The following is a 12,880-nucleotide window of genomic DNA, read 5'->3' as shown; positions in this document are numbered from 1 at the left end:
GGGTGATTTATTCGGGGAAAACCGTCATATAAAGCCAGAAAAGCGCATTTATTGAGTGGAACTTGTGAGCGCTGAAACGGTCAAGCTACAACGTTTCTTGAAATATATTGTTACAAATTAGCGCTTGGCAGACTGCGCCAGATAACTATCGAAAGCTCTGGAACCACTGACCCAGACGCTTCAAGCTCGTCAAAAAGCAGGCACGTAGTGTTTTGCGCAGGGGATCGCGATTGAATCTCAGGCCAGAGTTTTTACGGTGCGACATTCCAGCAACAAGCTTGCTCCGCCGTATTCGCTGATGCCTATTTGCAGCGTAAAACCATGCAGATTGACGATAGCGGCGACTATGGAGAGACCGAGCCCGAAGCCGCTCTGTTCAGTGCCGGTTTCGCTGCGATAGAAGCGCTGGAAGACGGCTGCGCGCTCGGCGACGGGGATGCCGGGCCCAGAGTCCTGTACTTCAATGCACGGCGTGATGCCGTCGCTGGAGGGGTAGGCGCTGATTTTTACAATCCCGCCGGAAGGGGTGAACTTGATTGCATTTCCCAGCAGGTTGGTCAGCGCTTCAAACAGCAGCGCTCGGTCGCCTACCAGCGTGGGTAATGTGTCGTGCAGGTCCAGCAGCAGGGTGATCTGGTCTTCTTCGGCCAGTGGCAGGTAGAAATCATGCAGTTCCTGCAGCAGTGGTTGCAGCTCCAGCTCAACGAACGCCGAACGTCGCTGGCGGTCTTCCAGTTCCGAAATGCGCAGCAGACCGCGGAAACGCGCCATCAGCGTGTCTGCTTCACTGATGACCTGGGCAATCTGGGTGAAATGGGGCGAATCGTGTGCTGATTGCTGCTGAATGCGATAAAGCTGGGCGCGCAGCCGGGTCAGTGGCGTGCGCAGGTCATGGGCGATATTGTCGCAGACGCCCTTGACCTCGTTCATGAGCTTTTCGATACGGTCGAGCATGGCGTTGACGATCACCGCCAGCATGTCCAGCTCATCACGTCTGTTCGAGACCGGCAGTCGGCCAGCCATGTCGCCGGCGATGATTGATTCGGCGCTGGCCTGAATGGCGCGTATGCGGCGCAACGGGCGGCGGCGCAGCAAATGCCAGCCGGCGACCCCGGGAATAATGGTCAGTGAGATGCCCCACAGCAAGGCGTGCAGGATCAGAGTGCTGACGGCAAGCAACGAGCCATTCTCGCGCACCAGTACCAGCCAGCGCCCGTCGGACGTTCGGTTGACTATCGCATCACAGCTGCCTTGCGGCAGGCCCGGGTCATCCGATTCGATGCAGTCGCTCAGTACATGGATCTGGCCGTCGATGGGCAGATTTTTCGGCACACGGGTGATTGGGCCTGCCACGGGACGAAAGTTTCGGTCGAACAGGCCATAAGCGTCCACTGCGCGCGTATCGAATGTCATGCTGGTGGCCAGAGCATCAACCAGGGCCTGGCCTTCAAAGCGCGAAAACAGCTGCTGGCGGTGAGTGAGTGACTGGCGGGCGAGGTTGTCCAGGTAGGAGTTGACCTCCCAGTAGAGGACGCCCAGCAGCATCACGCTCCAGGCGACAAACAGGGAACTGTATAGCGCCAGTAATCGGCTTGTTGAAGATCGCCAGCCCTTAGACGGGTTCGGCAATAACATAACCTGAACCTCGCACGGTCTGGATCAGCTGTGCGGTGCCAGGTTGGTCTATCTTCTTGCGCAGACGGCCAATATGCACGTCGATCAGGTTGGTGCCCGGATCAAAGTGATAGCCCCAGACTTCCTGGAAAATCATCATGCGGGTGATGATCTGGCCGCTGTTACGCATCAGGAATTCCAGCAGCTTGAACTCGGTGGGCAGCAGGGTCAGCGGCTCACCGCCACGGCAGGCTTCGCGGCTGATCAGATTCAGTTCCAGATCAGCGACCTGTAGCACTGTCTTGCCCGCGCTGACCGGGTTGCTGCGGCGCAGGAGCACTTCGACACGCGCCGCCATTTCGTCGGAAGCAAACGGTTTGGGCAGATAATCATCCCCACCTGCACGCAGCCCGCGCACCCGCTCGTCCACGTCGGAAAGGGCGCTGATCATCAGGATTGGCGTGGAGATACCCTGGGCGCGCAGATGGGTGACGATGGTCAGACCATCCATCTCCGGAAGCATGCGGTCCAGAGTAATCAAGTCATAGTCGCCGCTCACTGCACGTGCAAGACCGTCACGGCCGTTGTCCACCCAGTCCACTTCCAGTCCGTGGTTGCTGAGTTCGGTCACGATTTCCTTTGCTGTGATGGCATCATCTTCGATTGCCAGAATTCGGGTCATGGTCCCTGCCTGAATAAGTGCGTTCAAAAACTCATTCTGCCTTTAAAAGCCACTGCGCTTCCTGAAAGAAAGTTTAATGATAGGGATCATATGTCATTCTGCATGCTGATATCCGCGTCCTTGAGCTTTTGCTGCTGCTTTTCCCGGCGGCTTTTTTCTGCCTTGTCCTGACGATCGCGTTCCAGTTTGGCGGTCGTGTCTTTTTCGCTGCGGATCTGTGCATGGCTGATCAAGGCAAAGATAAAGCTGCCACCAATGATATTGCCTGCCAATGTAGGACCGGCAAAGGTAAACCAGAAATCCTTCCAGCCCAGCTCTCCGGCAAATACCAGATAGGACACTTCGGCCGAGCCCACGACAATGTGCGTGAAGTCCCCGAGCGCCATCAGGTAAGTGATCAGAATGATGATGGCAATCTTGGCATTTTCCATGGATGCAATCATCCAGACCATGGTTGCGATCATCCAGCCGGACACGATGCCCTTGGAAAACATCTGACTGACGTCGTTTTCCATGACCTTGTGGCCAATCTCCAGAAATGCCTTGTCTGTACTGGTGTCGAAAATCGGCAGATTGAGCATGACATACGCCACCAGCAGCGTTCCTGCGAGGTTGCCCGCCAATACCACACCCCAGAGCCGAAACAATCGACCGATGTTGGCCAGGTTCAACTTGCTCATGACCGGCAGCACGGCGGTAATAGTGTTTTCAGTGAACAATTGCTGGCGCGCCAGGATGACCGCGAGAAACCCGGCCGAATAGCCAAGGCTGCTGATGACGTGACTGCCGGGTATGCCTTCCAGCCGCGACTTGAACAGCCCCATCGCCATCAACGACAGGCCCATCGTCAGCCCGGCTGCGAGTGCCGACCACCACAGGGCGGCAACACTGCGCTCCAGTTCGTGATCGCCCTGAATACGGATGGTTTCGTGCAGCACCGCCGCGCGGGGCGGCTGGTTCTCATCAATCTCGCGCTCTTCCTCGGCTGACAGGCCGGGGGTCTTGCCGTCTACTTCGTGATCCATACAACATCCTCAGCGCCAGTGATGAAAGGGACCGGCACGGGCATTGCCGGTCCGATGGTTCAGACAGGCGCCGCGCGCGGTCGTTCGCTAACAGCGGAACGTATCAACGATTGTTTGCGCCGGTTGCAGGGTGCGCCCGTCTAGCCCAGCAGATCTGAGCTTTGCACGCGTTCTACACCCATGCTCAGGAGGGTCTTCCAGGCATTCTCCAGCGAGCCGTTCATGTCGATGGCGCGACAGCCATCTTCGATGACATACGTATTGAAACCGGCACCGCGTGCATCCTGAGCAGACCAGGCGACGCAGAAATCCAGCGCCAGACCGACCACGAATACCGTGTCGATGCCGCGCTCTTTCAGATACCCGGCCAGTCCTGTGCTGGTCGTGCGGTCTGCCTCCAGAAATGCCGAATAGCTGTCGATATGCGTATTGCAGCCCTTGCGCAGGATCAGTTGTGCATGAGGCAGGTCAAGATCAGCGTGCAACTGCGCACCGTGGCTGCCTTGCACGCAATGGTCCGGCCACAGGGTTTGCGGGCCGTAAGGCAGGGTGATGCTCTCGAACGGCAGGCGCTGAGCGTGGCTTGAAGCAAACGAAATATGCCCGGCAGGATGCCAGTCCTGCGTAATGATCACTCGGGCAAAACGCGCGCCCAGACGATTGATCAACGGCAGCAGCGCGTCGCCGTCAGCCACCGCCAGTTGTCCGCCGGGCATGAAGTCGTACTGCATGTCGATCACCAGCAAAGCACAACGCGGGTCGGCGGGCTTGTTGGAAAGAGGCATTGTCGGTTCTCTTGTCAGGTGCGATGAGCGCCAGTTTGCCTGTTTGTCCCCACGGTTGCGAAGTGTGATGCGTAGCATGGGCAAAAGATATTTTTGCGAATTTGTATCAGGTGTTAATACGAATCTGTACTATTAGCGAAAAATCCTGCCGGGTCCCAAGAGGCCTGGTTTCTTGCCAAGGGCTGCACGTCGATGCGTCGTACTCTCGTTTCACTTTGCGTCATTCAAGCGATCTCTCAAGCCGCCTGGGCTGACCAGGTTACTGCCGGGCAACCTTCCGTAGAGTTGCAGAATATCGACATCCAGGGCGCTGCCAATGCCGAAACGGCGCAAGGGCCGGTCGAAGGCTATCGGGCCACACGCTCCGCCAGCGCCACGCGCACCGATACCTCGCTGCATGAAACGCCACAGTCCGTCAGCGTTGTGACCCGCGACGCGGTAGAAGACATCGGTTCCACACGATTGCAGGACGCTCTGGACTACGCGGGTGGCGTCGGGCGGGCCAACAACTTCGGCGGTCAAGGGCTGACTACATTCACGGTGCGCGGTTTTACCACCGGCGAGTTCTATCGCAACGGCTTCCCGATCAATCGCGGCTATCCGAACATGCCGGATGCCAACACCATCGAGCGCCTTGAAGTGTTGCGCGGTCCGGCCACTACGCTGTACGGCCGGGGCGATCCGGGCGGCACCTTCAACGTGGTCTCCAAGCAGCCACTGGCCGAGCGCAAGGTCACGCTGGGCAGCCAGCTCAATGATCAGGGCATGAAGCGCGGCACGCTGGACGCGTCCGGTCCGCTCAATGACGAAGGGCGTTTCGCCTATCGCCTCAACGTCGTGGGCGAAGGCGGCGATACCTTTCGTGATCACGTCGAGACCGAACGCTATGGCGTGGCTCCGGTTTTGAGCTGGGAGGTCAATGACGCCACGCGCATTACCTTCGAAGGCGACTTCATGCGCAACAATGCACCGCTGGATCGTGGCCTGACGCGTTATGCCAACCAGACGAGTACCGCCTCGCGCGATACGTTCTTCGGCGAGAAGAGCGTGGGCAAGCTGCATAACGACAACAACATGGCTCAGTTGCGCTTCGAACATGACCTCAATGCCGACTGGAAGCTGGGTGGCGGCGTCCAGCTTCTCGACGGTTCCCTGCAAGGCAATGCCATCGAGGCCAACGGCCTGGCGGCAGATGGTCGCACCCTCGGGCGCAACTTCAACTATCGCAAGCTGGAATGGACAGATCGCGATGTGCAGTTGAACCTGACCGGGCACTTTTCCGTCGGTGGTTTCGACCACACGCTGCTGACCGGGGTCGAGTATGAGGATTATGACTACAAGTCGATCATCCAGCGTTCCAGCGGCGCCGTCGGTGCCTACCCGATAGACATCTTCAACCCTGTCTATGGTCAGGCCCGGCCAGCACTTACCCGGACCACGACCCACGACAAGGAAAACCTCAAGACCTGGGCTGCCTTTGTGCAGGATCAGGTGGCGCTGACCGAGCGTCTGAAGCTATTGGGCGGCGTGCGTCTGGAGCGTTTTGAACATGACTACGATTCCTTTCTGCCCGGCACCAGCAGTTGGACCGCCAGCGATAATGCCGTCACACCGCGTGTTGGCCTGAGCTACGACCTGACCGACACCATCGCTGTCTACGCCAATACCGCACGTTCATTCAAACCCAACAGCGGCGCGAGCCGGCTGGGTGGCGGCTTCAAGCCGGAAGAGGGCAAGTCTTACGAAATCGGCACCAAGTGGGAAGCGCTGGAAGGCCAGTTGAGTGTTGATGCGGCGATCTACCAGATCGAGAAACGTAACGTGCTGACCACCGACCCGGTTGATTCCACATTCAGCGTAGCGGCAGGCGAAGTGCGCAGCCGTGGCCTGGATCTCAACGTGGTCGGCAACCTGACGCCCGAATGGCGGATGATGGGCAGCTACGCTTACGTCGACGCCGAAGTGACCAAGGACAACACCCTGCGCTCCGGCACACGGTTGATGAACATCCCTGAGCAGACCTTCAGCCTGCTCAACGTCTACGAGTTTCAGGAGGGGGCCTTGCGCGGCCTGGGTCTGGGCGGCGGCGGTCGTTATGTCGACCAGCGCGCCGGGCGCACCGCCAATGTCGCCTTTTCGATGGACAGCTACACCGTGTTCGACCTGCTGGCCTACTACAAGGTCAGCCAGCAGGTGAAGCTCAACCTGGACCTGAAGAACGTCTTCGATACCGAGTATGAGGAAGGTGCGTTTGGCAACGTCTATGCGTATTCGGGGGCGCCGCGGACGGTGCAGGTGGGGATTGCTTATACGTTGTGATGGTGCAGGTATCTGAGATGCAAAGCCTGACCCTTTGAGGGTCAGGTTCAGCTGCGTGTGTCATGGATACCGGACCCTGATCAAGCGCCGTATTGAATCATAAGAACTGATCTGACTTTGAAAAGCCGGCACGGCGGCGAAGTTTGCCATCCTGGAACTGGTCCTTGCCGGGTAGAATGTCCGCTCCGGCTGCTTTGAGAGCGGTCATATTATCCTGCAAGGCTTTGGTGGCTTCGTCCTTTTGCTGGAACGTGTTTCCTACCAGAAATTTGGCGTTACCCACTTCGCCAATCTGGAATTTATAACCAGCCTCTCGCAGTGCCTTGATCTGTTTTCCGAGCCGGGAAGAGGCTTCGCTTTCCCTGGCGTACACATGAAAACTGCCAATCAGGGCAGGGTTGCCTTCGCCATTGGCGGCCTTTAATTGATCGGCAAACTTGACCAGGCCGCTTTGCGGGCCAGCAGTCAGGCCACCTCCCCAGTTGCTGTCCTCGACAACAATAGTTCCTTTATAGCCGGAATTGCGCGCGGCTTTAATTAATGTGGTCTGCATGTCAGCCCAGTCCTGACTGGCGCTTTTGCCGCCCTGATTGAAAGTGTCCAGTACGAAACTGGTACGACTGCCAAACTTTTTGACCACATTACTGATGTCGGCCGAGGCCTGCTTCAACTTTTCTCCGGTCAGCACGTTTCCGCCACCCTGGTTCGCATTGTCGCGAAAGGTGAACTGAACTTTCACACCCTGTTTGTCTCCTTCGCTAAGCAATGCCCTGAGCTTATCCATCTGCCTGGCGTCCTTGATCTGATCATGCGTCATCTGGAAGCGTAAGGTCCCGCCTCCAATCGTTTTCAGGTCCTGAATCATCTTCGTGGCAGCAGCAGGTGTGGCGATGTCATCAGGATTGGCGTTGGCTCCCCCGCGCGAGACTTTCTCGGCGATTTTGACAGGCTCTGCAGAGGCGACCTTGTCTTTGTCTGTGACTTTCGTTTCTGGCGCGGAAGGGGTTGCGTTGTCTTTGACAGCGGCCACTTCGTCGCGCAGAGCCTTGGTATCGCCCTGAGTGGCAAGCGTCTGTTGACTGGCAAGCAATGCCATATCCGACGGGGATGCTTCGCTCTCCAGTGACCGAGCATTTCGACTGAGCATGGTTCTCGTGTAGACCGGAAAAGCTTCCGGTGCCTCGGCGGAGCGGCTGTCAGAGGCGGTGTAGGCGTCGAGCTTCTCCTGCGTATCCGGATTCGCTTCAGTAGCGCCAGCGCCCACAGCACGCGTGGTTCTACCGGCCATTACAGGCTTTTCCCTGGCGGCCATGAGGGGGTCATATGACCTGTCTGAGCGAATATTCATCGAATGTCTCTGTAGGCTCCGTGCGACAAGTGGCTGCGCCCTGCGAAACAGGAGAATAAGTCGCCAGGCCAGCTATAACTTAGTGGATTGCAGTATTCATATAACGGGGAGGGAAACTTAAGATGACGCTTTTATTAACGTTTTTCTTTTTCTGTTCTTCCTTGGAATATGGCGTCCTGGCGTAATCCTGTTTTGAGCGTTATCTGTTAGCGGAGCAGGGTCGCATAAACAGGGTTTTTAGAGCAACAAAAAGTCTGAGTGACTGAGCCGACAGATTACCGTTTTGACGGCGTACAACGTGTCAGCCAAGCAGCCGAATCGGCGAGCCCGCATGCCAGGCCTGAATGTCTTTGATCATCTGCCCATAAAAGGTCCGGTAGTTGTTTTCGGTGACGTACCCGATATGCGGTGTTGCCAACACGTTGTCCAGCGTGCGGAACGGGTGATCGGCCGGCAGCGGTTCGATGTCGAACACGTCGAGTGCGGCGCCTGCGATGTTGCGCTGTTGCAGTGTTTCAAGCAGCGCAGTCTGATCGATGATCGGGCCGCGTGACGAGTTGATCAGGTAGGCGCTCGGTTTCATCCAGCCCAGTGCCTCCGCGTCCACCAGGCCACGGCTGCGGTCGCTGAGTACCAGGTGCACCGAGAGCACGTCCGCCTGTTCGAACAGTTGCTGTTTGCTGACGTACGTGACGCCCGATTCGGCAGCGGCTTCGGGTGTCAGATTCTGGCTCCAGGCAATGACCTGCATGCCGAACGCCTGACCGTAGCGGGCAATCCATTTGCCGATACTGCCCAGCCCGAGAATGCCCAGGGTCTTGCCGTGCAGGTCGCTGCCCAGCCCGACCTGCCAGTTGCCCGCGCGCAAAGAGCTGGCCTCGGCCACCAGATTGCGGGTGATGCCCATGATCAGCGCCCAGGTCAGTTCCGGTGCCGCGTGTTTATAGCTTTCTGTTCCGCACACCACAATGCCGTGGCGCTTGGCCGCAGGGATATCAATCGCCGCATTGCGCATGCCGCCTGTGACCAGCAATTTGAGCGCAGGCAGTTGGCTGAGCAGTGCCTCATCGAACAGGGTTCGCTCACGCATCAGGCAAATGATGTCGAAGCCTTGCAGGCGTTGCGCCATGGTTGCGGTGTCGGCCGGGAAGTCGTGCAGAAAGCTGATGTCGCCCACTGAGTCGAGCACCGACCAGTCCACCACATCGCTGGCTATGTTTTGCCAATCATCGAGCACTGCGATTTTCAACGGGGTCATTGTCTGAAGGCCTCTTGACGGGTTTGTATGAAACCGAGCACTAATTGAACAGGCTGGCAGCGATATTAATCGAAAAGCCCAGAATCGCGGTGTTGAACACAAAGCAGATCAACGACTGACCAAGCACAACCTTGCGCATTTCGCGGGTCGCGACGCCGACATCGGAGGTCTGTACCGCAACGCTGAGGGTGAACGAAAAGTACAGAAAGTCCCAGTAGTCAGGGTGCTTTTCTCCGCCGACAAACGCCAGCGCGGGCTCCTTGCCTTTCCAGGTATAGAACATGCGTGCGTAATGCAGGCTGAAGATCACTCCGATCATCAGCCAGGAACCGATGACGGTAAGACCGGTAAAGGCGTGATGGAGCATTTTGGCGTCGCTGGACAGGCCCTTGCTGCTCGCGACTTCGAAGATGATCGCCGCCAGACTCGCCAGTGCCGCCACGCAGACCGTTACCAGAATGACGCCCGCGTTTTCGTCTTCCATCATCGCGACTCGGCGGACATCGTCAGCATTGCTGCGCAGTGTGCGAACGAAAATAAGGATCAGATACAGCCATACGCCTGTGTCCCAGCCGGTCAGCAGGCTCTGCGTGAGTGTTGCGTGGGGGATCAGCCAGGCCCAGGCAATGCCGGCGGTGAGGCCAACCAGAGCTGCGAGCGTCAGGCGAGGGCGGGTGCGGGCAAGATGGCGCATGCGGTCTAGTCGTTACAGGAGATTACGAGACAGTAGCATGCCCATTTTGCATGCCAAGCCGGATTTGAAAAAAACGGCGCGCAAGGGGGTTGCGCGCCGTGTGCCAGCCAGATTGTCAGCAGGCGGCGAGTGGTTTTTTAAGCTGGCTCAACGCACCAGGCAAGGCTGCTTGTTGTTGAATTGCCAGTCCGGGATCAGAAACTGCATGGCCAATGCGTCATTGCGTGCGCCCAGGCCCATGCCTTTGTAGAGTTCGTGAGCCTTGGCCAGCTGGTCCATGTCCAGCTCGACGCCCAGCCCCGCCTGCTTGGGCACATCGACCTTGCCGCCGATAATCTGCAACGGGGCCTTGGTCAGGCGCTGGCCGTCCTGCCAGATCCAGTGGGTATCAATCGCCGTGATGTTGCCCGGCGCCGCAGCGGCAACGTGGGTGAACATCGCCAGAGAAATATCGAAATGGTTGTTGGAATGCGAGCCCCAGGTCAGACCCCACTCGTTGCACATCTGCGCCACACGTACCGAGCCCTGCATGGTCCAGAAGTGCGGATCAGCCAGTGGAATGTCCACCGATTGCAATTGAATGGCATGGCCCATTTCCCGCCAGTCGGTGGCGATCATGTTGGTGGCAGTCTTCAGCCCGGTAGCGCGCCGGAACTCGGCCATGACTTCGCGACCGGAATAACCGTTTTCCGCGCCGCACGGGTCTTCGGCATACGCCAGCACGTGATGCTGATCGCGGCACAGGCGGATGGCTTCCTTGAGCGACCAGGCTCCGTTGGGGTCAAGGGTAATACGCGCATCGGGAAAACGCTCAGCCAGCGCCGTGACAGCTTCGATCTCTGCGTCACCGCTCAGTACGCCGCCCTTGAGCTTGAAGTCCTGAAAGCCGTAACGCTGGTGCGCAGCTTCAGCCAGACGGACCACCGCCTGCGGAGTCAGCGCTTCTTCATGACGAATGCGGAACCAGTCATTATCGGCGTCGGGCTCGCTGCGGTAGGCCAGGTCGGTTTTGCGCTGGTCGCCGACATAAAACAGGTAGCCGAGCATCTCGACCTGATCACGTTGCTGACCTTCGCCCAGCAATGCAGCAACCGGTACGTCCAGGTGCCGACCAAGCAGGTCGAGCAGGGCGGCTTCCAGCGCGGTGACAGCGTGAATGGCAATGCGCAGGTCGAAGGTCTGCAGGCCGCGGCCGCCCGAATCGCGATCGGCGAAGGCTTTGCGTGCCTCATTGAGGATCTTCTGGTAAGTGCCGATGCTGCTGCCCACCACCAGCGAGCGTGCGTCTTCCAGCGTCTGGCGGATCAACTCGCCACCCGGCACTTCGCCGACGCCGACATGCCCGGCATTGTCCTTGAGTATCACGATATTGCGGGTGAAGTAAGGGCCATGCGCGCCGCTGAGGTTGAGCAGCATGTCGTCATGGCCAGCCACTGGCACTACTTGCATCTCGGTAATGACAGGGGCCTTGCTGGTGATGTTGGCTTGTTGAATGTTCATAGCTGATCCCGTAAAAAAATATGGCCTGTAATGGCGTCGCTTCGAACCTGCATCAATGCGTGGCTGGGGTATGGATGGCGGCTACCGGCGTCGCGCCTGGCTTGGGCGTATTGCGCGCAGCGAAGACGATGATTGCGGCAATGATCGATGTGAGCGTCAGGCCATACAGCCCGCCCTGGATCGAGCCGGTGTGCTCTTCCAGCAAGCCGAAAGTAGTCGGCGCCACGAAGCCACCCAGGTTGCCCACCGAGTTGATCAACGCAATGACCGCTGCGGCGATACGTGCATCCAGATACGCTTGCGGGATGGGCCAGAACAGCGACGAAGCCGACTTGAAACCCAGTGCTGCAAAGCAGATGGCAACGAAGGCGAAGATCGGGCTGCCAGTGGTGGACATGAACATCCCGGCAGCGGCAATCAGCAGCGCAATCGCTACCCACGCCTGCTGGCGCTTCCACTTGGCGGACAGCGTGGCGAAAGCGAACATGCCGATGATCGACAGCAGCCATGGAATGGAGTTGAACATGCCGACTTCAAAGTCAGTCAGGCTGCCCATTTTGCGGGTGATGCTCGGTAGCCAGAAGGTCGCTGCGTAGATGGTCAACTGAATGAAGAAGTAGATCAGGCAGAACAGAATGATCTGGCTGTCCTTGAGCAACTTGCCGATGGAGGCTTTGACTGGCGTCGCCGCTTCGCGGGCAGCCTGTTCGGCATCGATGGCGCTGACCAACGCGTCCTGTTCTTCGCGGGTCAGCCATTTGGCGTCGTGCGGTTTGGAGTCCAGCCAGAACCAGACGAAGAAGCACAGGCCCACCGAGAACATGCCTTCGATGAAATACATCCACTGCCAGCCTTTCATTCCGAAACCGGTGATCTGCAACAGCAGGCCTGACAGTGGTCCGGAAATCAGCGAAGCGATGGCCGAGCCGCTGAGGAAAATGGCAATTGCCTTGCCGCGCTCAACCCCGGGCAACCAGCGGGTGAAGTAGTAGATCACGCCTGGAAAGAAGCCTGCCTCGGCCACGCCCAGCAGAAAGCGCAGGATGTAGAAGTGGGTTTCGTTCTGGATGAAGGCCATGCAGGCAGCAACGATGCCCCAGGTAAGCATGATCCGCGTCAACCAGATACGTGCGCCGACTTTCTGCAGCAGGATGTTGGAAGGGACTTCGAAGAGGGCATAACCGATGAAGAACAGTCCGGCACCCAGGCCATAGGCAGCAGCACCGATACCCAGGTCATGCTCCATGTGCGAACGCACAAAGCCGATGTTCACCCGGTCGATGTAGTTGACGATAAACATGATGACGAAAAGCGGCAGGACGTGACGTTTGACCTTCGATACGGCTGAACTCAGAACCGAATCTGTGCCGTCGGCCATCCCGGAATTGGATGTGCTCACAGTTGAATCTCCCACTCGTTGTTTTTATGCGGGTATGTGCGAAGTGTGACCCTCGCATTGTCGGTCATCATACAAGTAAAAAAGGCTTGTGCAATCCCCTGATGCTGATGATTTGGACGATTGGGAAAGTTTTTCTGGATGCAGGTACATGCGCAGGGTGCGTCAGTATGACGATGTTAATTTAATGGTTTTACCCATTTATTACAGGGTATTAGCCTTTTTTATGAGTCGGGTCTGGTCTATCCACGGGCCGTTT

At 57.8% G+C, this 12,880-nt stretch carries 10 protein-coding genes; 1 reads left to right on the top strand and 9 read right to left on the bottom strand.

Annotated features, from left to right (window positions below):
* Positions 1 to 237 precede the first annotated feature (237 nt).
* The 4 genes from FFH21_RS16205 to pncA all read right to left on the bottom strand — a co-directional run bounded on the left by FFH21_RS16205 (position 238) and on the right by pncA (position 4,106).
* Positions 238 to 1,635, bottom strand: coding sequence for a HAMP domain-containing sensor histidine kinase (locus FFH21_RS16205; RefSeq protein WP_011168935.1), 1,398 nt, complete (start codon positions 1,633 to 1,635; stop codon positions 238 to 240).
* A complete protein-coding gene (locus tag FFH21_RS16200; RefSeq protein WP_004661386.1) occupies positions 1,613 to 2,296 on the bottom strand; it encodes a response regulator transcription factor in 684 nt (227 codons plus the stop codon). Before FFH21_RS16200 ends, FFH21_RS16205 begins: the two co-directional genes overlap by 23 nt.
* An 86-nt stretch (positions 2,297 to 2,382) precedes the next feature.
* Positions 2,383 to 3,321: a formate/nitrite transporter family protein gene (locus FFH21_RS16195; RefSeq protein WP_004665654.1), complete on the bottom strand. Its 939-nt coding sequence runs from the start codon at positions 3,319 to 3,321 to the stop codon at positions 2,383 to 2,385.
* Between the two features lie 140 nt (positions 3,322 to 3,461).
* Positions 3,462 to 4,106 (bottom strand): bifunctional nicotinamidase/pyrazinamidase, encoded by a 645-nt coding sequence (gene pncA, locus FFH21_RS16190; RefSeq protein ID WP_004665653.1) that lies wholly within the window; start codon positions 4,104 to 4,106, stop codon positions 3,462 to 3,464.
* Positions 4,107 to 4,298: 192 nt separating this feature from the next.
* Here pncA and FFH21_RS16185 point away from each other — a divergent pair, with 192 nt between their 5' ends.
* Entirely contained in the window at positions 4,299 to 6,425 is a 2,127-nt protein-coding gene (locus FFH21_RS16185; RefSeq protein ID WP_011168934.1) for a TonB-dependent siderophore receptor, read from the top strand.
* 97 nt (positions 6,426 to 6,522) lie between these two features.
* Here the strand turns inward: FFH21_RS16185 and FFH21_RS16180 are convergent, their stop codons facing one another.
* The 5 genes from FFH21_RS16180 to FFH21_RS16160 form a co-directional block, all read right to left on the bottom strand.
* Positions 6,523 to 7,773, bottom strand: a complete 1,251-nt coding sequence (locus FFH21_RS16180) for a cellulase family glycosylhydrolase (RefSeq protein ID WP_011168933.1) — start codon at positions 7,771 to 7,773, stop codon at positions 6,523 to 6,525.
* Positions 7,774 to 8,074: 301 nt separating this feature from the next.
* Positions 8,075 to 9,031 (bottom strand): D-2-hydroxyacid dehydrogenase family protein, encoded by a 957-nt coding sequence (locus FFH21_RS16175; RefSeq protein WP_004665648.1) that lies wholly within the window; start codon positions 9,029 to 9,031, stop codon positions 8,075 to 8,077.
* 40 nt (positions 9,032 to 9,071) lie between these two features.
* The gene (locus FFH21_RS16170; protein WP_004665647.1) at positions 9,072 to 9,725 is read right to left on the bottom strand and encodes a DUF1345 domain-containing protein; all 654 of its coding nucleotides are present in this window, start codon (positions 9,723 to 9,725) and stop codon (positions 9,072 to 9,074) included.
* Between the two features lie 147 nt (positions 9,726 to 9,872).
* The gene (gene gudD, locus FFH21_RS16165) at positions 9,873 to 11,225 is read right to left on the bottom strand and encodes a glucarate dehydratase (RefSeq protein ID WP_004642367.1); all 1,353 of its coding nucleotides are present in this window, start codon (positions 11,223 to 11,225) and stop codon (positions 9,873 to 9,875) included.
* Between the two features lie 52 nt (positions 11,226 to 11,277).
* Positions 11,278 to 12,603: an MFS transporter gene (locus tag FFH21_RS16160; RefSeq protein WP_011168932.1), complete on the bottom strand. Its 1,326-nt coding sequence runs from the start codon at positions 12,601 to 12,603 to the stop codon at positions 11,278 to 11,280.
* Between the last annotated feature and the right edge of the window lie 277 nt (positions 12,604 to 12,880).

The sequence above is a fragment of the Pseudomonas sp. KBS0707 genome, assembly GCF_005937945.2.
GTDB classification, from domain to species: domain Bacteria; phylum Pseudomonadota; class Gammaproteobacteria; order Pseudomonadales; family Pseudomonadaceae; genus Aquipseudomonas; species Aquipseudomonas amygdali.
The sequence above is the reverse complement of the archived record's forward strand: the minus strand, read 5'-3'. Positions and strand labels throughout refer to the sequence as shown.